The sequence below is a fragment of the Mucilaginibacter celer genome, from assembly GCF_003576455.2.
GTDB lineage: Bacteria > Bacteroidota > Bacteroidia > Sphingobacteriales > Sphingobacteriaceae > Mucilaginibacter > Mucilaginibacter celer.
The window spans coordinates 6,028,863-6,050,493 of sequence record NZ_CP032869.1 but is presented as its reverse complement, the minus strand read 5'-3'; the positions used below and the strand labels follow the sequence as shown (position 1 = coordinate 6,050,493).

The 21,631-nt window shown below is 44.7% G+C and carries 16 protein-coding genes and 1 pseudogene; 5 read left to right on the top strand and 12 right to left on the bottom strand.

Annotation, left to right across the window (positions count from 1 at the left end; all coding sequences use genetic code 11):
- Positions 1-332 precede the first annotated feature (332 nt).
- Positions 333-1,685, bottom strand: coding sequence for a UDP-N-acetylmuramoyl-tripeptide--D-alanyl-D-alanine ligase (locus HYN43_RS25120; RefSeq protein WP_119406642.1), 1,353 nt, complete (start codon positions 1,683-1,685; stop codon positions 333-335).
- 340 nt (positions 1,686-2,025) lie between these two features.
- Entirely contained in the window at positions 2,026-4,191 is a 2,166-nt protein-coding gene (recQ, locus tag HYN43_RS25115; protein WP_119409117.1) for a DNA helicase RecQ, read from the bottom strand.
- 249 nt (positions 4,192-4,440) lie between these two features.
- On the opposite strand from recQ, the gene HYN43_RS25110 reads away from it, so the two are divergent.
- Entirely contained in the window at positions 4,441-6,948 is a 2,508-nt protein-coding gene (locus tag HYN43_RS25110) for a M14 metallopeptidase family protein (protein ID WP_119406641.1), read from the top strand.
- Between the two features lie 635 nt (positions 6,949-7,583).
- Here the strand turns inward: HYN43_RS25110 and HYN43_RS25105 are convergent.
- From HYN43_RS25105 to HYN43_RS25090, 4 genes and pseudogenes are all read right to left on the bottom strand, one after another.
- Positions 7,584-8,237 (bottom strand): annotated as a pseudogene (locus HYN43_RS25105) (phosphatidylserine decarboxylase family protein); the annotation flags it as partial.
- A 26-nt stretch (positions 8,238-8,263) separates the two neighbouring features.
- On the bottom strand, positions 8,264-9,070 hold the full coding sequence (locus HYN43_RS25100) for a phosphatidate cytidylyltransferase (protein WP_119406640.1): 807 nt from the start codon (positions 9,068-9,070) through the stop codon (positions 8,264-8,266).
- On the bottom strand, positions 9,067-9,279 hold the full coding sequence (locus tag HYN43_RS25095; RefSeq protein ID WP_119406639.1) for a putative signal transducing protein: 213 nt from the start codon (positions 9,277-9,279) through the stop codon (positions 9,067-9,069). Before HYN43_RS25095 ends, HYN43_RS25100 begins: the two co-directional genes overlap by 4 nt.
- Complete coding sequence (locus HYN43_RS25090) at positions 9,280-10,224, bottom strand: CPBP family intramembrane glutamic endopeptidase (RefSeq protein ID WP_119406638.1); 945 nt, start codon at positions 10,222-10,224, stop codon at positions 9,280-9,282.
- A 39-nt stretch (positions 10,225-10,263) separates the two neighbouring features.
- On the opposite strand from HYN43_RS25090, the gene dusB reads away from it, so the two are divergent.
- Together dusB and apaG are read left to right on the top strand one after the other, a co-directional pair.
- Positions 10,264-11,256 carry a tRNA dihydrouridine synthase DusB gene (dusB, locus tag HYN43_RS25085; RefSeq protein WP_119406637.1) on the top strand — a complete coding sequence of 331 codons (993 nt, stop codon included), beginning with the start codon at positions 10,264-10,266 and terminating at the stop codon, positions 11,254-11,256.
- 45 nt (positions 11,257-11,301) lie between these two features.
- Positions 11,302-11,688: a Co2+/Mg2+ efflux protein ApaG gene (gene apaG / locus HYN43_RS25080; RefSeq protein ID WP_119406636.1), complete on the top strand. Its 387-nt coding sequence runs from the start codon at positions 11,302-11,304 to the stop codon at positions 11,686-11,688.
- Between the two features lie 101 nt (positions 11,689-11,789).
- Here apaG and HYN43_RS25075 read toward each other — a convergent pair whose 3' ends face one another.
- Positions 11,790-12,725: a hypothetical protein gene (locus HYN43_RS25075; RefSeq protein ID WP_119406635.1), complete on the bottom strand. Its 936-nt coding sequence runs from the start codon at positions 12,723-12,725 to the stop codon at positions 11,790-11,792.
- Between the two features lie 203 nt (positions 12,726-12,928).
- A complete protein-coding gene (locus HYN43_RS25070) occupies positions 12,929-13,660 on the bottom strand; it encodes a zinc metallopeptidase (RefSeq protein ID WP_119406634.1) in 732 nt (243 codons plus the stop codon).
- A 151-nt stretch (positions 13,661-13,811) separates the two neighbouring features.
- Between HYN43_RS25070 and HYN43_RS25065 the strand changes: the two genes are divergently transcribed.
- Together HYN43_RS25065 and HYN43_RS25060 are read left to right on the top strand one after the other, a co-directional pair.
- The gene (locus HYN43_RS25065) at positions 13,812-14,957 is read left to right on the top strand and encodes an NAD(P)/FAD-dependent oxidoreductase (RefSeq protein ID WP_119406633.1); all 1,146 of its coding nucleotides are present in this window, start codon (positions 13,812-13,814) and stop codon (positions 14,955-14,957) included.
- Between the two features lie 237 nt (positions 14,958-15,194).
- The gene (locus HYN43_RS25060; RefSeq protein WP_119406632.1) at positions 15,195-16,853 is read left to right on the top strand and encodes a glutamine--tRNA ligase/YqeY domain fusion protein; all 1,659 of its coding nucleotides are present in this window, start codon (positions 15,195-15,197) and stop codon (positions 16,851-16,853) included.
- A gap of 380 nt (positions 16,854-17,233) precedes the next feature.
- Here the strand turns inward: HYN43_RS25060 and pgl are convergent, their stop codons facing one another.
- From pgl to HYN43_RS25040, 4 genes are read right to left on the bottom strand one after another with little or no spacing between them, the layout of a single operon-like run.
- Positions 17,234-17,965 carry a 6-phosphogluconolactonase gene (gene pgl / locus HYN43_RS25055; protein ID WP_119406631.1) on the bottom strand — a complete coding sequence of 244 codons (732 nt, stop codon included), beginning with the start codon at positions 17,963-17,965 and terminating at the stop codon, positions 17,234-17,236.
- Positions 17,966-17,974: 9 nt separating this feature from the next.
- Complete coding sequence (zwf, locus tag HYN43_RS25050; protein ID WP_119406630.1) at positions 17,975-19,489, bottom strand: glucose-6-phosphate dehydrogenase; 1,515 nt, start codon at positions 19,487-19,489, stop codon at positions 17,975-17,977.
- A gap of 25 nt (positions 19,490-19,514) precedes the next feature.
- Complete coding sequence (gndA, locus tag HYN43_RS25045) at positions 19,515-20,939, bottom strand: NADP-dependent phosphogluconate dehydrogenase (RefSeq protein WP_119406629.1); 1,425 nt, start codon at positions 20,937-20,939, stop codon at positions 19,515-19,517.
- The gene (locus HYN43_RS25040; RefSeq protein ID WP_119406628.1) at positions 20,936-21,562 is read right to left on the bottom strand and encodes an HAD family hydrolase; all 627 of its coding nucleotides are present in this window, start codon (positions 21,560-21,562) and stop codon (positions 20,936-20,938) included. Before HYN43_RS25040 ends, gndA begins: the two co-directional genes overlap by 4 nt.
- Positions 21,563-21,631 lie beyond the last annotated feature (69 nt).

Below are 21,631 nucleotides of genomic sequence, written 5' to 3'. Positions count from 1 at the left end.
AAAAGCCGCGGCATCTGAAGGAGATATGACATTTTCACCTTTGTCATGCTGAGGAACGAAGCATCTTCTTCGCCCTGTATAGCCGCCATGCTTGTTGTAGAAGATCCTTCGCTATCGCTCAGGATGACAAACTTTTTTAATCATGTCATGGGTAGGAACGAAAGACCTTCTTCGCCCTGTATAGCCGCCATGCACATTGTAGAAGATGCTTCGTTTCTCAGCATGACAACGTATTTAACACGTCATGGGTAAGAACGAAGCAATCCGACGGTAGCTTAAATCCACCTGTAAACATCGCGATTGCTTTGTGCGTCGCATCATAAATAGTTATCTTAAAACAACTCCACCAACCGCTCTAATGCCATCCCTCTGGATCCTTTAATCAGGATAGTTGAATTGGTAATGGGAATAGCTTTCAAGGCAGCGATAGCATCCTCTGCGGTCTCATAAAATATGGCAGACCCGGAGCCTCCTGCTTCAGCTTGCTGGCTTAAAAAATCCTTACCAATAAAAATCCGCTCATCAACAGGTGTCTCCATTGCTTTCCGGATAACGGCTGCGTGCTCAACGGCGGCTTCCTGTCCCATTTCAAACATATCGCCCAAAATAAGCACCTTACGTTTAGCCGCAATTTTGCCCACATTTTCGATGGCTACAAACATGCTGCTGGGGTTGGCATTATAATAATCGCAAATGAGGGTGTTGGTAACCGTCTGCACAATTTGTGAACGGTTGTTTTTAGGTTGATAGCCTTCAATACCGGCATTAATCTCATCGGCAGACAAACCTAAATATACGCCGATGCATATCGCCACCAAAATATTTGGCAGATTGTAGGTGCCGGTTAGCTGTGTTTTAACTTTATAGCTCTCGCCGGTTTTGTTGTTGGTCCATGCCAAAGTGAGGAGAGGCGAGTTTTCTAAAAGTTCGCCGCTAATGAGGTTATCAATGGCATCTGTACCATAATACTCCACATGTTTTAAATGACGGGCGGAGGCCATCTCCATCAAAACATTGTCGTCGCTATTAACGAAAACCACATTTTCACTTCCGGACTTCCCGACTTCCGGACTTTCGGACTTTTTAAAGTAATCATACAGCTCTCCCTTCCCTTTCTTCACTCCTTCAACGCCACCAAAGCCTTCCAGGTGCGCTTTCCCCACATTGGTAATTAAACCATGCGAAGGCTGAGAGATACTGCACAGCAATTCGATCTCTTTTTGATGATTGGCCCCCATCTCAATAACAGCAACCTCATGGCTGGCATCGATGGTTAAAATTGTAAGCGGTACACCTATATGATTATTTAGGTTACCCTGTGTGGCCTGGGTTTTAAAGTGCTGCAATAAAACAGCATTAATTAATTCCTTAGTGGTAGTTTTACCGTTAGTACCCGTAAGGCCAACAACCGGGATATTTAACTGCCTGCGGTGATGGCGGGCCAGATCCTGCAATGTGGTTAATACATCATCAACCAACAGATATTGTTCTCCCAATTGGTATTCCGGGTTGTCGATCACAGCGTACGCTGCACCCGCTTCAATTGCTTTTTGTGCAAAAGTGTTGGCATCAAATTTATCGCCTTTAAGAGCGAAGAACAGGCTGCCGGGCGCTATTTTGCGGGTATCGGTGCTGATAGCCGGGTGTTTGAGATAGATATCGTATAGTTGTTGGGTGGTGGTCATGGGTGATAAACAAGTATAATTCAAAAATAGTTATTTCGCTTACGCTTCCCTTGCGCTCGTTTGTAAACGAGCGCAAGGGAGTATTGTATATACTTCGAAGCTTGTTTACAAACCCAAATTGTTAGGAAGAGTTTTTCAATTCCCTCCCTTGGGAGGGGTGCGGCAGGATTGAGCGGTGGCAGGGAGGGGTTTGTACGCAATGCATATTTGCGAGCATAGTGTATAAACCCCTCCCTACACCCTCCCAAGGAAGGGAATCGCACAACCCCCGCTTTGCCTTGATCATCCGGGCAACCGATGGTTTGTAAACAGGCGCAAGTTACTATTTGCTGAGCAAAAATTATTCCTCCCGGTTCATCCAGCTTATTACTGCTTTAATTTCGCCATAACTATAATCCTCACCCAAAATTTCTTTTAGCGGCGATAACTTTTCGGCACCATAAGCTTCAACAGCATCGGCTATTACCGGCAGCTTTTCTTTTGAAACGATTTCGTAAACGTCAATTTCGCCGCTTTGAATGTAATGGCTGAGATGGCCCTCGATGGTAACGGTGGCAAGCCCCCGCTCGTGGGCTATTTCAGCAACCGTTTTACCGGAGCGATATAGGTTAAAAGATTCCGCTTTAGTATCGTTAGTCCGCGAAGAAGAAACTGTACGGGCAGGCCTGGTTTTTCGTTCCCGCTTAGGCGATTTCTGTTTTATTTTTGATTCGAGACCTTTTTCTGCGCAATAAACTTTCACAGGCTCCAGCAACTCGCGGCCATAGCGGGCCAGTTTAATATCACCAAAACCCGAGATCATCCGCAATTCATCCAGGTTTAGTGGCAGATAGGTTGCCATTTCCTGCAGGGTGGCATCGGATACAATAACGTAGGCAGGCACATTTTCACCTTCGGCTATACCCCGCCTTACTTCTCGCAGGCGGTTAAATAATGGGGTTTCATAAGGTAAGGTTTCTTCGTGGTGTACCTCTTCTACTTTTTCTACCTCAATAAATTCTATTTTTTGCCCGCCTTTTAATACCGCCATGCTTTGGTCGGTTAGCTTTAAAACGGGATACTCATCGCCGCCTATTTTTAAATAGTCCATGGCAATAAGTTCGTTGATGTGATGGTGCCATTCGGCTTTGCTGATATCGGCACCTATGCCGTAGGTTTTTAGCTGCTTATGCTCCTCGCGGATCTTTTCGCTTTTTGATCCTCTTAAAAAATCAATTACATAATTGATGCCGAAACGCTCATTTAAACGCGCCACCGCCGAGAGCGCTTTCTGGGCAATCAGCGTACCATCAAAACGTTTATACTCGGTGAGGCAAACATCACACGAGCCACACTGCGCCGGAAAATCTTCATCAAAATACTTCATGAGGTATTGACGGCGGCAGGAGCGTAACTGGCAAAACCTCATCATATCATTAAGCTTATTGAGCATAATGCGGCTTTGCTGCTCGTTACCTTCAACTTTGGCAAAGCCCTGCAGCTTCATCCCATCGGCCGGCGAATAAAGTAACAGCGCTTCGGATGGTAGTCCGTCCCTCCCGGCCCGGCCTGTTTCCTGGTAGTAACCCTCGATGTTTTTGGGCAGATCAACATGAACCACATAGCGCACGTTCGATTTATTGATCCCCATACCGAAGGCAATGGTAGCTACAATAATTTTAATATCATCGCGCAGAAAAGCTTCCTGGTTGCGGGCTTTTACCTCGTTGCTTAGCCCGGCGTGGTAGGCTTCGGCAGCAAAGCCTTCTTCTTTCAGGTCTTCGGCCAGGGCCTCGGTAGATTTACGGGAGAGGCAATAAATAATACCCGACTCATCCTTATGCTCATTCAAAAAATCAACCAGCTGTTTAAAACTGTTTTTTTTAGGTGTAACCCGGTAGGTGATGTTGGCGCGGTTAAACGAGGATACAAAAACGGCAGGGTTTTTAAGGTTTAGTTTTTCGAGGATATCCCGCTGGGTGAGTTTATCGGCCGTTGCAGTAAGGGCTATAACCGGCACGCCCGGAAACTCCTCTTTTAAGCCAGCCAGCATCAGGTACTCCGGCCTGAAATCATGCCCCCATGAGGAGATACAGTGCGCTTCATCAATAGCAATTTGTGATACTTTGAGCGTTTTTAAAAAGGGGATCAGTTTATTCTCCTTGTTTTCGGCGCTGAACAAACGCTCAGGGGCAAGGTAGAGCAATTTGATCTGGTTATCGCGCAGGCGGTTTACCAGGATGCGGGTATCTTCGGGATTTAATGACGAGTTGAGGAAAGCCGCCGGGATGCCGTTTACATTCAGGCTATCTACCTGGTCTTTCATCAGGGCTATCAGCGGCGATATTACGATGGTTAATCCGTTAAGCAACACCGCGGGCAACTGATAACATAATGATTTACCGCCGCCGGTTGGCATCAGCGCCATTACATCGTTACCCTTTAATATATTTTGAATAATAGCTTCCTGCGCGTGCCTGAAGGCGCTGTAGCCAAAATACTTTTGCAGGGCTTGTTGTGGATTCATAGAGATAACCATTTCAATGCTGTAAGTTAATAAGATTCAGGAACACAAATATGTAAATTTTGCTATTGATTTTAGCTAAAGTCGGGGCTGCATTTTTATCTTTTTTGATCGCCGTGGTTTAAGAAACAAAAAGATGTGTAAAAATTATATCGAACCAACTGATATTTAATAAAATCTGTTAACGGTTACGAAATACATCGGGATTTTATTTTTAGATTAGCTACTGCTACAATCTGCATATATAACTATATGATAAAAAAACTACTTTTCGTTTTCATAACTGTCGCTTCAGCCTTTACGGGCTTCGCGCAAAAAATTCAGTCTCCGCAGGAGTTTTTGGGTTATAAACCGGGCGAGCAGTTCACGCCGCATTACCGTATTGTTGAGTATTATAAATACATCGCTTCGGTATCAAAAAATGTTAAGCTACAGCAGTTTGGTACCACCAACGAGGGCAGGCCACTGCTGGCTATGTTCATCGCATCAGACGAAAACATTGGTCGTTTGGATGAGATCCGCCATAACAATATGAAACTGGCCGGCATTGAAAGCGGCACAGGCAGTACCGCCATGCCCGTAGTAACCTGGCTCAGCTTTAATGTGCATGGTAACGAACCGGCATCAAGCGAAGCCTCCATGTGGACTTTGTACGATCTGGTTGATCCATCAAACACCACCACCAAAACCTGGTTAAAAAACATGCTCGTGGTGATTGATCCTTGTTTAAATCCCGACGGGCGCGACCGTTACGTAAATTTTTACAACTCGGTACACGGCATTTCCCCCGATCCATCGCCAACCGCCCGCGAACACGTTGAACCATGGCCGGGTGGCAGGGTAAACCATTACTATTTTGATTTGAACCGCGATTGGGCCTGGCAACAACAAAAAGAAACCCAGGCACGTGTAGGCCTGTACAACCAATGGTTACCGCAGGTACATGTTGATTACCACGAGCAGGGTTACAACGCCCCTTACTACTTTGCCCCGGCAGCCGAACCGTACCATAAAGATATCACCAAATGGCAACGCGAATTCCAGGTAACCATTGGTAAAAACAATGCCAAATATTTTGACCAAAATGGCTGGATGTATTTTACCAAATACGAGTTTGATTTGCTTTATCCATCCTACGGTGATACCTACCCGCTGTACAACGGCTCGATAGGGATGACTTATGAGCAGGGCGGCATCAGTGCCGGGCTGGCGGTAGTTACCCGCGCGGGCGATACATTAACCTTGGTGCAGCGTGTGGCTCATCACCATTCAACAAGCCTAAGTACGATAGAAATAGCATCCCTCAACACACAAAAGCTTTTAGAAGAGTATAAAAAGTTTTTTGATAATAATCGCAGCAACCCACCGGGCGAATACAAAACCTACGTTATTAAAAATGATAACAATGGCAAAGTAAGCGCCCTGGCAAAAATGCTCGATCGTAACGGCATCCAATATGGTTTTGGGCTGGCCAATAAAACGGTAACCGGCTTTAACTATATCTCTCAAAAAACCGAGCAGTTTAATGTAGATGCAAATGATTTAGTGGTGAATGCCTATCAACCCAAAGCCGTATTGTTGCACGTACTGCTCGAACCTAAAACCTTTATTCCCGATTCCGCAACCTATGATATTACGGCATGGTCATTACCTTATGCTTATGGCCTGAAAGCTTATGGCGTAAAGGAATCATTTAAACCGGCCACGGCTAAATGGGGTGTTCTTGATCCTAAGCCTTTAACCAATACACATGCTTATGCTTATGTATCGGCATGGCAATCGGTTAATGACGTGAAGTTTTTGGCTGCCCTGTTAAAAAAGAAGATCAAGGTGCGTTATGCCGAGAAGGCTTTTGAGGTGGGTGGAAAGCAATTTACCGCAGGCTCGCTGATTATTACCCGGGCCGGAAATGACAGTCCTGATTTTGATAATGTAGTTACCCAAACCGCAGCCTCACTTAACCAGGAAATTACAGCGCTATCAACCGGTTTTGTTGATAAAGGATCAGATTTTGGATCGGATGCCGTTAGGGTGATCCGCCAGCCTAAAGTATTGCTGGTAGCCGGCGATGGCGTTAACTCGGAAGCTATGGGCGAAGTTTGGCATTTGTTTGAAGCGCAGATAGGATACCCGGTTACTTTAGTGAGATACCAGGACCTTGGCCGTACCAAACTGGGCGATTTTGACGTAGCCATTTTCCCCGATGGACGTTATGACGATTTTCCATCAGAAAAACTGCAAAACTGGGTGCGCGACGGCGGTAAGCTGATCGCTATCGAAAACGCAGTATCCCTGCTGGTTGATAAAAAAGGCATTCTGCTGAAAAGAAAAGAAGATAAAAAAGACGATAAGGATAAAGACAAGGAAAAAGATAAACCGGTTAAATTATATGGCGACCGTGAGCGCTCGGCCATCAGCTCAACCATTCCGGGTGCTATTTATAAGCTGAAACTGGATAATACCCACCCGCTTGGCTTTGGTTTACCGGAGTATTATTACTCGCTAAAACTGAACGATGATATTTATGATCTGTTTGGCGATGAAGATGGCTGGAACGTAGGTACCATAAAAAAAGATGGCTATGTGTCAGGCTTCGTTGGTTCCGAATCAAAAAAGAAAATCAACAACGGCTTGCTGTTAGGCGTACAACCTATGGGCCGCGGCTCGGTAGTTTACCTGGTTGATGATCCGTTGTTCCGCAGTTTCTGGGAGAATGGCAAGTTGCTGTTTAGCAACGCGGTGTTTATGGTGGGGCAGTAGTTCAGTTTGCAGTTGAATAAAAGGAACTACACATTATCGAATCGAATACAAAAAGCGCGGTGGCCCGACAGAAAAGCGGGCCGGGAGTATGGCCTGCGGGCTGAAGCTTTTTTCTGTCTTGGGTTTTTGGTTACTTTTGGGCCAAGCCAAAAGTAACAGCCCCCGCGGCAAATGAGCGGCCAATGTTAGTTTATTAGCACAATTACCATTAGTATTCCTATAGCTACATGCTTATAACCGCTTGATTTTCGGGCTTCGAGTTACGCTATCGCTAAACCCGCGGCAGATTGATTTATAAAGTAAAAGAGCCGATGGATCCCCCACCGGCTCTTTTGCGTTATTGCAATATTTGATTATTCTGCACTCTCTTATTTCGGTTCATCACTGCCAGCTTTCTTAGCTTTCGATGCAGCAGCTTTTCTAACCACTTTTTTAGGCTCAGCTTCTTCAGCTGGCGTTTCTGCATCAGCAACCTCTTCCGGATGATCGATAATCAATGACGGGGCCGGGGTAACGGCGTTCATAGTAGGCGTTTCCTCTATCACGGCAGCAGGCTCAACAGGTGCTACAGGAGGCTCGGGAGTAGTAACAGCGGCTTGTTTTACAGGAGCTTCTTTCACCGGTTCCGGATCAACCAGTTCAGCCAAAATAGTGCGACCGCCTTTTACCACATCGCCAATATTCACCAATATTTTAGTACCCAAAGGCAGAAACACATCCACCCTCGATCCAAACTTAATAAAACCAAACTGCTGGCCCTGCTCAACAATATCGCCCTGTTTTACATACCATACTATACGACGGGCCAACGCGCCGGCAATTTGCCTGAACAGCACAGTTACGCCTTTGCTGTTTTCGATAGCGATGGTTGTACGCTCATTTTCGGTTGATGATTTGGGGTGCCAGGCCACCAGGTATTTGCCTTTGTGGTATTTAAAATAGCTAACCACACCCGCGATAGGGTTACGATTAACATGCACATTTACCGGCGACATGAAAACCGATAGCTGAATGCGTTTATCTTTCAAAAACTCAGTTTCTTCAGTTTCTTCAATCACAACCACTTTACCATCGGCAGGGCAAAGAATAGTGTTTTCGGCCGTTTCGATATCAAAAAACGGGCTGCGGAAAAACTGCAGGATGATCAAAAATAAAGCACCCGAAAAAATATACACTATCCATTTTAAGGTATGCGCGGTTGGGAAATAAAACTGGATCACCGCGTTCAGTACAAAAATGAACAGGATAGTAATTGCAAGCGAGGTATAGCCTTCTTTATGTATGGTCATTATATATAAGTTTTAATACAAAACTACTAATTTGAAATTAAGTACAGGTATGCGTATACAATTGGGGCTGCCATCAGTAAACCATCAAACCTATCCAGCAGGCCTCCATGGCCGGGCAAGATGCCACCCGAATCTTTTACGTTGAGGCTGCGCTTGAACATGGATTCAACCAGATCGCCCATGGTACCGAAGTTGGAGATGATGAGCGACATGATAATCCACTGCAAAACAGAATACTCCACATAAAAATGGCTTAATATATAAGCCGCCAACGCGCAAATCAGGATACCGCCGATAAAACCCTCCCACGATTTTTTTGGCGAATGCCTTTCAAAAAGTTTATTACGGCCAAATTTGCTGCCCACCAGGTAAGCCCCGGTATCATTACTCCACAGCATAATTAAAAAACCAAGCGGTACGTGGAAGTTGAACACACCATCGCCCCTTGCAAAAGCCATGGCATGGAAAAATATAAAAGGCACAACGGCCATCAACAGACCCAGGTAGGTAAAGCCGATATTGGTAAAAGGCACTGTCGATTTTTTATACAACTCGCCAATCGGGATAAAGCTGAGCAATACAGGCAGCAGCAAAATATATTTATAAGCAGGGAAATAGCCGTTGGCAGCGAAAAACAAAAATGTAATTATCCCCACAAGGGCACCCGTAAAACGCTCGGGTTCAAGGCCGCCCTGCTTAACCAGTTTATAAAACTCCAGCAGGCAAAACAGGCTCAGCAACAGGTAAAATACACTAAAAACATAAGGGCCTAACAAATTAGACCCAATCATTACGATAATAAAAAATAAGCCGGTTATGGCGCGTTGTTTCATATATTAAGTTGATTGAGGATCATGATCTCGATAGCCCTGCTAAAATCCTCCTGGTGAATGTAAACCTCAATTTCGCCAAAGTTGCGGTGCGATGAATCCTGCTTGTTTAATAAAACGGTATCAATATGGTGCCCGGTAAGCATCTGCTTAACAATTTCTGATTGGTAAAAATTAGTAGAAGTAAAAATTTTAACCCAGTTTTTTTCCATTTAGCTCAGCAGCAAACTTTTCCCTTTGGCTATATTACGATACATAAAAAGCAAAATTAATATAATTATCAGGCTTAAAGCATAGCTCTGGTAATTAAATACGTGCTGATCATCGGGGTTAAGGCTTATTTTTTTTTGCTGATAAAGGTACATGATCACCACCTGGGTGGCATTGTTTAAAAAATGCGCCCAAACACCCGGCCAGATGCTGCCGCTCCACATCACAAAGTAGCCAAAAAACACACCCAGCGCCACACGGGGCAAAAAGGTAAAAAACTCCATATGGAAAGCGCTGAACAGGATGGCAGTAATCCAAATTCCGGCATGCGGATTTTTGGTAAGCCTGATCATGATGGTTTGCAGTACCCCTCTAAATAAAAACTCCTCGGCAATAGCAGTTAACAGACCTACCACCAATACACCAAAAAGCATATCCCAAACGGTTTTCATTTGCAGCATGGCCTCGGTGGCCTTCTGAGCCTGCTCTTCCATGCTCCGCAGCAGGTTTTCCAGCGCTTTCATCGAATCGGGCAGTACCAGTTTTTCATTAACATTAACCAACACTTCCATCACCGGCGATGAAAAAACCATAATGGCCAATATAAAAATGAGCAATACGGGCTGAAACTTAACATCGGCCTTTAAATAACTATGAGCATCTTTCATAATAAACTTAGCGAAAAGCCATGGTGCTAAAAACAACGGCAAGGTAGTGCCAACTATCTGTAAAAGCCAAAGCGCCCGGCCCATGTTAGGGTTTTGGGTATTAAAACTCAAGGCATCGGTAAAGGTTTTTTCGCCAAAAAACACCCAGATCAGTCCGGTAGCTATCAGCGATAAAACAAAAACAAGCGCTACGGTACCCACCGAGAGGATGATAAACTGTAAAAACGGTGTTATTTGACTTCCCTGTGGCTGAGGCTGTTGATATGGTTCTTTTATCATTCGGTGTAAAATTCGTATTTTTGCAGGCTAAAGATAAGGATGTCTGTACAAATAGGAAATATTGATTTAGGGGAGTTCCCGCTGTTGCTGGCACCGATGGAGGATGTGAGCGATCCGCCCTTCCGTTATGTGTGTAAGCAAAATGGCGCGGATATGATGTACACCGAGTTTATTTCGAGTGAGGGATTGATTCGCGACGCGGCCAAAAGCCGCCAAAAGCTGGACATTTTTGAATATGAAAGACCTATCGGCATCCAGATCTTTGGCAGCGATATTGATCACATGCGCGAGGCTACCGAGATAGCCACACTGGCTGGTCCGGATTTGATGGATATTAACTACGGCTGCCCCGTAAAACAGGTAGCCTGCCGTGGTGCAGGTGCAAGCCTGTTACAGGATATTGATAAAATGGTAGCCATGACCAAAGCGGTGGTTGAGGCAACTCATTTACCTGTAACTGTTAAGACCCGCCTTGGCTGGGATGATAATACCAAAAACGTTTACGAAGTGGCCGAACGCCTGCAGGATGTAGGTATAAAGGCATTAACCATACACGGCCGTACCCGCGCGCAGATGTACAAAGGCGTGGCCGACTGGGCTTTGATTCGCGATATTAAGAAAAACCCGCGGATTAAAATCCCCATTTTTGGCAACGGCGACATCGATTCGCCCGAAAAAGCTGCCGCCTGGCGTATGGAATACGAGGTTGATGGCATGATGATAGGCCGCGCAGCCATCGGTTACCCATGGATCTTCCGCGAAATAAAGCACTACTTTAAAACCGGCGAATACCTGGATAAACCCACAATTGCCGAGCGTGTTGGTGCCTGCCGGACCCATTTATACAAATCGATAGAGTGGAAAGGCCCTAAAACAGGCATTTTTGAGATGCGCAGGCATTATTCAAACTATTTTAAGGGGATTGACCACTTCAAGGAGTTCAGGATGAGGTTTGTTACCGCCCCTGATCTGGAAGCGGTAGACCAGATTTTGGCCGAGATAGAGGAAAAATATAGCGTTGAGTTGGCGTAATATTTGCTCCCATTCATTATATTTGAAATAAACGATACTTGTCACATGGTTACCACTATAACTGAAGGTGTTAAGGTTTCCATCGAAACCATATATCAGCCGGAATATTCAAACCCGGCAAATGATCATTTTATGTTTGCTTACAAAGTAAGCATCGAAAACATGACCAACTACGCCATCAGACTGATGAGCCGCCACTGGTACATTTTTGATTCGAACGGAGCCAAACGCGAGGTGGAAGGAGAAGGTGTAGTTGGCCAGCAACCCATTATTGATCCGGGCCATACCCACGAGTACGTATCGGGCTGCAACCTGAAAACAGATATGGGCAGCATGAAAGGCGAATACCACATGGTACGCATGCTGGATAACGCCAATTTTAATGTACAAATCCCTGAATTTTATTTGATAGCGCCGTATAGGTTGAATTAGTTGCTCCCCGGCGCCCTGAAGGGGGAGGAATAGCGGTAATGATTAAAATACAAAAGGCCGGTTTTCAATAAAAACCGGCCTTTTGTATCTATCTCCAATCTTTAATTGTTTTTCAATAAATTCTTATACATCTCATCACGGTTTTTAAATGCCTTTTCACTTCCTATGGCTTCGCCCTTTTCTGTTAGTAAATAATTAAACTCCCATTCTTTATTCTCGTTAAAAATAAATTGGATTTTTTCCGGCTTTAAGTTTTTTAATCTCTCAATCTTTTCTTTAATTGTTTTTAATTTTTCTTTTGTAACTGAATTTAAAACCTCATCATGCTTATGCGTAGTAACTATTAACTCAATTAGATATGATAGATAGTTGTATTGGATTACAAAATTTTTAGGTCGATTAGCAGGAACGGCTCTTTTGATTATTTCAACAACCGCTTTTGATAAAAATTTATAAAACTTAACAATATCCTCGCCAATAGCTTCGCCTACTTTCTCAGGTATCTTTGTTGCACCAATGCCCAGCGCCAATACAATCGTTTGCGTTAGTTTTATAATCAACTCTGGATCCGGCAAGGCTGATTTTCTGCCTGTCATTGAGCTCGCAAACTCGAATTCTGCACCTTCGTTTAGAATATTTATAAATTCATTAAAGTTATTAAAACTTTCAAAGTTTGCGGGATCTGTGCTAATCTCAATAATATTAATTTCTTCTATTTTACTTTCCCAAAAAGGTTTACCTCCTTCTAAAAAAGATTCTTTGATTATTACAGAGCCGTCGTCAAGAACAGCTTGTTCTTTATTATCGAAGTACGTGGCTTCACCAATAAGGTAATACGCTTCATCTTTTCCTTGGGTAACTTCACCATTAATTATTGCACCCATTGGAGGAAATGTCCTAATATGTTCAACACCTAATTTGACCATTCGATCTCCGTTTAGGTAAGATAGACCACTTAATAGCGCTTCCTTGGTCATCATCATTCCCTGTGAATCCAAATGAGTTGAACTTAACACGAGTTTTTGTTTGTCTGACATATTTGATTGTGATTGGTTCTCGATTTATCTTGCAATTCGTTTAGAAGTATTAAATATAAGAATATATATTATCCTTACATTTATTAACTCATATCTCAAAATATACAATTGGTGGGTTATAAAGTAAAAGGCCGAATGATAGATTCATTCGGCCTTTTACTTATCCGCCATTGTTCCCCCTTCAGGGGGTTAGGGGGCCTCGCTTAATTCCTCCTACCATTAAACAAAAACGAAGCATAATAAACCAAAGTAGCCAATGCGCTAATAGCGGCAACCACATAGGTCATGGCGGCCCACCAAAGGGCGTCTTTAGCCATTTCATGTTCCTGGCCGGTTTGCACCACGGCATAGTTATTATCTAACCAGGCCAGGGCCCTGCGGCTGGCATCAAATTCTACAGGCAGCGTAACAAAACTAAAAAATGTAACCAATGCCAGGGCTACTACACCTATAGCAAGTACATATGGGCTGCCTGAAAAGGCCAGCAGCATTACGCCGATAAACAAAGTCCACTGGGTTATGGTTGAAGCCACGTTAATTGCAGGCACCAGTGCCGAGCGAAAACTCAGCCAGCTATAAGCCTGCGCATGCTGAACAGCGTGACCGCACTCGTGGGCGGCTACTGCGGCAGCGGCAATGCTTCGGCTGTAAAATACATCGGTGCTTAGGTTAACCGTTTTTGTTTCGGGGTTATAGTGATCTGTTAGCTGACCATCAACACAGATTACCTGTACATCAAAAATACCATGAGCACGCAGCATTTTTACAGCCACCTCCTGGCCCGATAAACCGGATAATAAACCGATTTCTGAATACTGCTTAAATTTACTCCTGAACCTCCATTGTACAACGAAGCTTACCAGGGCAATAATGATCATGAGGAACCAGGCCGAATTTGGCGCTATGTTTCCCATAATTAACGAAAGATGATTCATATATCTTTTATATAATATAAGTTAAAACTAAGTAGGTTGAAACGCTACAAACGTTACAAAGCATGTTCAAAAATTATTCCGATTTAAATAAAAGTTCAATCATGCTACCTGTTTCAGGCAATTTTGCCTTCTGTAATGGCTATTTTTGATCATGACCAAACCCTCATTTTCATACTGGGAACGCACCTCATTTATTGACAACGCCGATGTTATCATCATAGGCAGCGGGCTTGTTGGCCTCAGCGCCGCCCTCCACCTTAAAAAACAGCAGCCATCATTAAAAGTTTTGGTGCTTGAGCGTGGCTTTTTACCATCGGGCGCCAGTACTAAAAACGCCGGTTTTGCATGTTTTGGTACAGTTTCGGAGCAAATTGAGAATATAAAACGCTCATCCGAAGATGAAGCCATGCGTTTGGTTGCTTATCGCTGGCAAGGCCTCCAACGTTTAAGGAAAAATCTGGGTGATGCCAATATTGGATATCATCAATACGGCGGCCATGAGCTTTTTATGGACCATGAATCGGAACATGCAAAAGCTTGTATAGACCAGATAGATCACCTGAATAAATTACTGCATCAGGCTATAGGCAAACCTGACATTTATTCAGTGGCTGATGAAAAAATTGCAGAATTTGGCTTTAGCAAGGTGAAGCATATTATGTACAACCCGTTTGAAGGGCAGATAGATACCGGCAAAATGATGCGCGCGCTTTTGTATAAAGCATATGAGTTGGGTGTATTGGTGTTGAATAACTGCAGCATATCTGCTATCGAACAAAAAGACAATTATATTTTGCTAAGCACCTCGCAGGGAAACTTTAAATCATCGAAAGTTATTCTGGCAACCAACGCTTTTGCCGGGCAGCTTTATCCCGAACTTGATGTGGTGCCCGGCCGGGGGCAGGTACTGGTTACCAAACCCATTTTCGGTTTAAAGCTCCAGGGTACCTATCATTTTAACCAGGGATACTATTACTTCCGCAATATTGATGGCCGGGTGCTGTTTGGCGGCGGCCGGAACATTGATTACAAGGCTGAAGAAAGTTATGATTTCGGGCATACCGAAGCGGTGAAAAACCAACTGATTACCTATTTAAATAAAGTGATTTTGCCCGGCCAAAACGCGGAGATTGATTACTGGTGGAGCGGCATCATGGGATTTGGGCAGGATATTTCGCCGATTGTTAAACAGGTGCAACCGGGTATTTTTTGCGCGGTGCGATGCAATGGCATGGGCGTGGCTATGGGGAGCTTGGTGGGCGAGGAGGTGGCGGAGTTATTGCTGGGGAGTATATAATATTGAACTGATTAAAAAGAAACGTCATTGCGAGGCACGAAGCAATCCCAGACTATACAGGGCAAATTTGCATAGCTCCTCTGCTTCTTGGGGATTGCTTCGTGCCTCGCAATGACGTGGTGGAGGAAAACTTTTGCGTTTTCGCGCCTTGGCGAGCTTAAAACTCTTCGCCACAACACAATACTTCTTAGCCTAATCCCTTGCCTCACCGTATAAAATTTTGTTACTTTTGCCTTTATGAGCGAAGAGAGATCACTGAACTTTATAGAGGAAATTGTTGAAGACGATTTGGCTACCGGAAAAAACGGCAACCGTGTACTTACCCGTTTCCCGCCCGAACCAAATGGTTACCTGCATATTGGCCACGCCAAGTCCATTTGCCTTAACTTTGGTTTGGCAAAAAAATATAACGGCCTTACCAACCTCCGTTTTGACGATACCAACCCCGTTAAGGAGGATGTTGAATATGTTGACAGCATTAAAGAAGATGTAAAATGGCTTGGCTTTGATTGGGCCAACGAACTTTATGCTTCTGATTACTTCGACCAGCTTTACGCCTTCGCGGTAGAACTGATTAAAGCCGGTCTGGCTTATGTTGATGACAGCACAGCCGAAGAAATTGCCGCGCAAAAAGGTACGCCTACCGAACCGGGTACGCCAAACCAGTACCGCAGCCGTTCGGTTGAGGAAAACCTGCAGTTGTTTGCCGATATGAAAGATGGCAAATACCCTGATGGGGCCAAAGTGCTACGCGCCAAAGTTGACCTTGCCTCGCCAAACATGCACCTGCGCGACCCATTGATGTACCGCATTAAACACGCGCATCACCACCGCACAGGCGATAAATGGTGTATTTACCCGATGTATGATTTTGCCCACGGCCAGTCGGACGCTATCGAAGAAATTACGCACTCTATCTGTACGCTGGAGTTTGTACCTCACCGCCCGCTGTACGAGTGGTTTATCGAAAAACTGGAGATTTTTCCATCTAAACAATACGAGTTTGCCCGCTTAAACCTTAACTATACGGTAATGAGCAAGCGCAAGCTGCTGCAATTGGTTACCGAGAAATTTGTTGACGGCTGGGACGATCCGCGGATGCCTACTATCAGCGGTTTACGCCGTCGTGGGTATACCCCGGCATCTATCCGCGAGTTTTGCGAACGTATCGGCGTAGCCAAACGCGAAAACATGATTGATGTTGGCCTATTGGAGTTTTGTATCCGCGAGGATCTGAACAAAACAGCCTGGCGCCGCATGGCAGTACTTGATCCGGTTAAACTGATCCTGGATAACTATCCTGAAGGTGAAACCGAAGTAATGCACGGCGAAAACAACCCCGAAGTTGAAGGTGGCGATGGCGGCAGGGATATTCCATTCGGCAGGGAATTATGGATAGAGCGTGAGGATTTCATGGAAAATCCGCCTAAAAAATTCTTCCGTTTGGGTATCGGCATGATGGTGCGCCTTAAAAACGCCTACATTATTAAAGGCGAAAGTATTGTTAAAGACGCCGATGGCAATATCATCGAAATACATTGCAGCTACCTGCCCGAATCAAAATCGGGCAATGACACCAGCGGTATCAACGTAAAAGGCACCATTCACTGGGTAAGTGTCGAGCACGCCAAAACCGCCGAGGTGAGGTTGTATGATCGCCTGTTCCAGGTAGAAGATCCATCAAACGAGGATGGCGATTTTAAAGATTATATCAACCCTAACAGTTTACAAATATTACCAACCGTTTACATGGAGCCCGACCTGGTTAATGCCGAATTAGGCAAACCAGTGCAGTTTATGCGCAAAGGTTATTTTACGGTAGATAAAACATCAACCGCCGATAAGCTGGTATTTAACCGTACGGTGACGTTGAAGGATGGTTGGGTGAAGAAATAAAGCGACGCCCCCCGGCCCCCTAAAGGAGGAGTTCGAATAATAAAAAAAGTGGTTGAGCCAAAGCTCAACCACTTTTTTTATTACATACCCGCCGCCGCTTGGCTCCAGCCGAGTGGCAATTATTTCAATACCGGTCGAAGTTTAGCGATAGCGTAACTTCGTCCTAAAGTGTTGGAAGCATTCTGCTTCCGAAGCACAACATTCAATATCTATTCAAATCTGGAAAACTTAACTTGAAAGTAGTAAAGTTAAGCTGAAAGCTTAACACAGTTTAGGTCGAAGTTACGCTGTCGCTAAACTTCAACCAGAAATCTTTTAGGGGGATTAAAAAAGGGCTTAAGCATCCGCTTAAACCCTTTTCATTATAAAGTAAAATCTGATTACTCTTCAGTTTCCAAAGCGGCAGCAGCCGGTTCATCCAGAAACCATTCTACCTCGCCTGCGATTGAATCTATCAGTTGAGCCGGATATAGCTCAATATCCTCATCATCCTCAAGGACGTGTTTAACAGCTTCGGCTTTACCTGCACCGTATACTAAAAATGCTATTTGGGCAGCATCATTAATTAACGGGGCATTCAGGGTGATACGCCATACCTGCTGATCTTCCAGCCATACTTCTTTTACACCCGGAGTTCTGTCGTGCAGTACCGGGGTGTATGGGAATAATGAAGCGGTATGTGAGTTATCGCCAAGGCCTAACAATACCAGGTCGAAACTTACTTCGCCGTCGTCAAAAAACGCCGAGATCACCTCCCAGTATTTTGCAGCAGCTTCGGCAGGGCCAAATGATGTTTCAACCGGGAAGATCTGTGCCGGGCTGATCAGCAATGGCTCAAACAGTGCCTTTTTAGCCATCAGGTAGTTACTGTCTTTATGGTCATGAGGTACGTTACGCTCATCGCCAAAAAAGAAGAATACCTTTTCCCAGTTTACCTGGTCGGCATAGGTTGTTGAAGCCAGTAGCTCGTACAGTTTTTTTGGCGAGCTGCCGCCAGAAAGGGCCACAGTGAACTTACCGTTTTTGTTGATGGCTTGGGTGGCCAGCGTTACAAAATGATCGGCAAGGCCTGTTAAAACCTCTGCTTCGGTGTTATATATGTTCAGTTTCATCTGTATGTTTTATTTTTTACCGTTTACAGGTAAAGTGAACCAGTTATAACCATCGCGGGCAATTAAAGCTTCAGCAGCTTCAGGTCCCCATGAATCGGCCGAATAGTTAGGGAAGTTGAGGCTCTTTTTGTTTTGCCATGCACTCAGGATAGGCATTACTAAAGCCCATGCTTCTTCAACCTGGTCGCCACGCATAAACAGAGTCTGATCGCCCATCATGGTATCCAAAATAAGGGTTTCGTAAGCTTCAGGGGCCTGGTTGGTGTAAGTACCTTTGTAGTCAAACACCATATCAACAGCGTTTAATACCATATCAATACCAGGGCGTTTAGCCTGTACCTGCAAACGGATGCTCATTTCTGGCTGGATGCTGATGATGAGCCTGTTTTGCTGCCAGCTTTCAGTAGCCTCGGCCGGGAAAATCTGGTGAGGAACATCTTTAAACTGGATGGTAATTACCGATGATGACTGGTGTAGCCTTTTACCTGTACGCAGGTAGAAAGGAACACCCTGCCAGCGCCAGTTATCGATGAAGAATTTTATGGCCGCGAATGTTTCAGTGTTCGATTCTTTGTCAACTTTAGGTTCTTCGCGGTAGCCCGGTACTTCTTTGCCTTTCATCCAGCCGCTGCCGTATTGGCCGCGTACGGTTGAGGTACGGATATCTTCGGCGGTGAATTTGCGCATCGCTTTCAATACATCAACCTTACGGTCGCGAACCTCATCGGCGCTGAAGCTGATAGGCGGCTCCATGGCAATGTGGCAAAGCAATTGCAGCAGGTGATTCTGGATCATATCGCGCATAGCGCCCGAGCCGTCGTAGTAATCGCCACGCTCTTCAACGCCCAGTTGCTCGGTAACCGAGATCTGCACGTGTTCGATATGGTTACGGTTCCACAGTGGCTCCATAATGGAGTTGGCAAAGCGGAAAGCCATAATATTTTGTACGGTTTCTTTACCAAGGTAATGGTCGATACGGTAGATCTGGCACTCATCAAAAATACTTTTTAATAAAGCGTTCAGTTCTTTAGCTGTTTCCAGGTCATGACCAAATGGTTTTTCGATAATGATCCTTACGCGTTTTTTATCTTCAGCCAATTTGGCTTTAGAGATATTCGAGGCGATGATCGGGAAGAAGTTTGGTGCTACTGCAAGGTAAAACAACACGTTTGCTTTGGTTTTCCACTCGGCATTATGTTTGTCAATACGTTTGCCAAACTCTTTGTAAGTTTCAAAATCGTTGGCATCCGATACCTGGAAGTAAACATTCTTCACAAATTCGGCCCATTGTTTCTCGTCGGTTTTACCGCTGCGCGAAAACTGGTTGATATCCCTGTACAGGTTCTCCCTGAATTGCTCGTCGGTTAATTTGGTACGGCCGGTACCGATGATCGAAAATTTTTCCGGCATCCAGCCATCCAGGTAGAGGTTGTATAAGGCCGGAGCAATTTTACGGGCGTTCAAATCGCCGGTGCCGCCGAAAATAATAAATATAGTAGGCTCTGATTTAGCAGTTGTGCTCATTGTTGTGTTTAATTAATAGCGTTAATTAGTCGTTTGCAGGTGCCCATTGGGTATGGAAGGTACCTTCTTTACCAATAAGCTCGTAAGTATGCGCGCCAAAGTAATCGCGTTGTGCCTGGGTTAAGTTTGATGGCATCCTTTCGCTGCGGAAAGCATCGAAATAGCTTAATGCCGAAGCATAGCCCGGAGCGCCAACACCGGCAGCAGTTGTAGCCGATAATACTTTACGAATACCCGGCAATGTTTCTTTAACCAATGCCGCGATATCGCTGTCAAGCAATAAGTGTGGCAATGTTTGATCTTTGCTGTAAGCGTTGTAAATATCGCTCAAGAACGCTGAACGGATAATACAGCCGCCTCTCCAGATCTTAGCGATCTCGCCAAGGTGCAGATCATATTTGAACTCTTCTGATGCTTTGGTTAACAAGTGCATACCTTGTGCGTAGGTAACGATGCTGGTGAAGTAAAATGCCTGCTCTAAAGCAACCAATAATTCTTCTTTATCGCCCTGAAGCTCGATAGGCTCGTTGTAAATAGCCGATGCTTTTTCGCGCACTGATTTGTATTTTGACAGATCGCGCATGGATACTGATGTATCGATGGTTGGGATCGGGGTTACCAGATCCATAGCAACTTGCGAAGTCCATTTACCGGTACCTTTAGCTTTAGCTTCGTCTTTAATATCATCTAACAATAAATGATCGGTACCCGGAGCTTTGTATTTGAAAATATCTTTCGTGATATCTAACAGGAATGATTGCAAACGGCCTTCATTCCATTTTGCGAATAGTTCGCCAATTTCTTCGTTGCTTACTTTCAGGCCTTTTTTCAGGATCTCGTAAGTTTCGGCAATTACCTGCATAATACCGTACTCGATACCATTGTGTACCATTTTAACAAAGTGACCTGATGCGCCAGGGCCAATATAGGTAACACAAGGTTCGCCGTTAACTTTAGCGGCAATGGCTTCGAAAATAGGTTTCATTACGGCGTAAGCGTCTTTATCGCCACCCGGCATCATGCTTGGGCCGCGGCGAGCGCCTTCTTCACCACCTGATACACCCATACCGAAGAAGTGCAAGCCTTTAGCTTCCAATTCTTCAACACGGCGGTTTGTATCAGTAAAATGCGAGTTACCGCCATCTATCAGGATATCGCCTTTATCCAACAGCGGGGTTAATTCCTCAATAACAGCGTCAACAATTTTACCGGCAGGTACCAGCATCATGATGGCCCTTGGCGTGGTTAAGCTTTGAATAAATTCTTTAACATCGGCAAAGCCTTTAGCGGCCCTGTCGCCGGCTTCCTGGTTTAATGAATCTACTTTACCGGTATCTTTATCGTGTCCGGCAACCGCGAAGCCGTGATCGGCCATGTTTAACAACAAACTGCGACCCATAACACCCAGGCCAATCATACCAAAGGCGTATTTATTTTCTGTTGCGCTCATTTTTTCTTGAGGTTTTCGTTTTTAAGATTTTCTAAAATTTGTTTTGTGCTTTCGAGGCTGGTGTGCTGGAACGAGCGGATGCCCAATTTTTGCGCGGTATCAACAAACATTTTACGGTCGTCGAAATAAACGCATTGCTGCGGCGACGCCTGGGCAATACCCATGGCCAGCTGCCAGATACCCGGATCAGGCTTGCGCATTTTTACCTCGCACGATGATACAAAGGCATCAAAACACTCGTGCAGTTTAAACTTGCGTACCCTGTAATCGTTAAGCTCTTTACCTTCGTTATTTACTGATATAATGCGGAAGCCGCAATCTTTTTTCCAATCCTTTAAAAATTGCAGCATAGGCAATTCAACCGAGGTGGAATAGATAAAATCCTTAAAGTCTTCACGTACAAAATCCCTTGGGTGGTTAAAAATTACCGTATCCAGGTATTCGTCGAGCGTGACACTGCCAATTTCGTATACATTGAAAATAAAATTGTGGAGGGCGTTTACCTCGGCATAATCAAGGTTAAACCTTTTAGCCGCTTCTTCGCGGGCTTCGTGTCCCCATCCGTTCGACAGCAAAATGCCGCCCACGTCAAAAAAAAGGATCTTTAAATCGGCAACTTCCATAGGAGTATTTTTGATAGTCGAAAGTCTTAAGTCTCAAGTTCTAAGTCAAAAAATGACTTAAAACTCAAG

What these genes read in the sequence shown, in the direction of transcription:
- HYN43_RS25120 (WP_119406642.1), bottom strand. Translation starts at nt 1,685, where the DNA reads ATGACCACCACCCAACAACTATACGATATCTATCTCAAACACCCGGCT.
- recQ (WP_119409117.1), bottom strand. Translation starts at nt 4,191, where the DNA reads ATGAATCCACAACAAGCCCTGCAAAAGTATTTTGGCTACAGCGCCTTC.
- HYN43_RS25110 (WP_119406641.1), top strand. Translation starts at nt 4,441, where the DNA reads ATGATAAAAAAACTACTTTTCGTTTTCATAACTGTCGCTTCAGCCTTT.
- HYN43_RS25100 (WP_119406640.1), bottom strand. Translation starts at nt 9,070, where the DNA reads ATGAAACAACGCGCCATAACCGGCTTATTTTTTATTATCGTAATGATT.
- HYN43_RS25095 (WP_119406639.1), bottom strand. Translation starts at nt 9,279, where the DNA reads ATGGAAAAAAACTGGGTTAAAATTTTTACTTCTACTAATTTTTACCAA.
- HYN43_RS25090 (WP_119406638.1), bottom strand. Translation starts at nt 10,224, where the DNA reads ATGATAAAAGAACCATATCAACAGCCTCAGCCACAGGGAAGTCAAATA.
- dusB (WP_119406637.1), top strand. Translation starts at nt 10,264, where the DNA reads ATGTCTGTACAAATAGGAAATATTGATTTAGGGGAGTTCCCGCTGTTG.
- apaG (WP_119406636.1), top strand. Translation starts at nt 11,302, where the DNA reads ATGGTTACCACTATAACTGAAGGTGTTAAGGTTTCCATCGAAACCATA.
- HYN43_RS25075 (WP_119406635.1), bottom strand. Translation starts at nt 12,725, where the DNA reads ATGTCAGACAAACAAAAACTCGTGTTAAGTTCAACTCATTTGGATTCA.
- HYN43_RS25070 (WP_119406634.1), bottom strand. Translation starts at nt 13,660, where the DNA reads ATGAATCATCTTTCGTTAATTATGGGAAACATAGCGCCAAATTCGGCC.
- HYN43_RS25065 (WP_119406633.1), top strand. Translation starts at nt 13,812, where the DNA reads ATGACCAAACCCTCATTTTCATACTGGGAACGCACCTCATTTATTGAC.
- HYN43_RS25060 (WP_119406632.1), top strand. Translation starts at nt 15,195, where the DNA reads ATGAGCGAAGAGAGATCACTGAACTTTATAGAGGAAATTGTTGAAGAC.
- pgl (WP_119406631.1), bottom strand. Translation starts at nt 17,965, where the DNA reads ATGAAACTGAACATATATAACACCGAAGCAGAGGTTTTAACAGGCCTT.
- zwf (WP_119406630.1), bottom strand. Translation starts at nt 19,489, where the DNA reads ATGAGCACAACTGCTAAATCAGAGCCTACTATATTTATTATTTTCGGC.
- gndA (WP_119406629.1), bottom strand. Translation starts at nt 20,939, where the DNA reads ATGAGCGCAACAGAAAATAAATACGCCTTTGGTATGATTGGCCTGGGT.
- HYN43_RS25040 (WP_119406628.1), bottom strand. Translation starts at nt 21,562, where the DNA reads ATGGAAGTTGCCGATTTAAAGATCCTTTTTTTTGACGTGGGCGGCATT.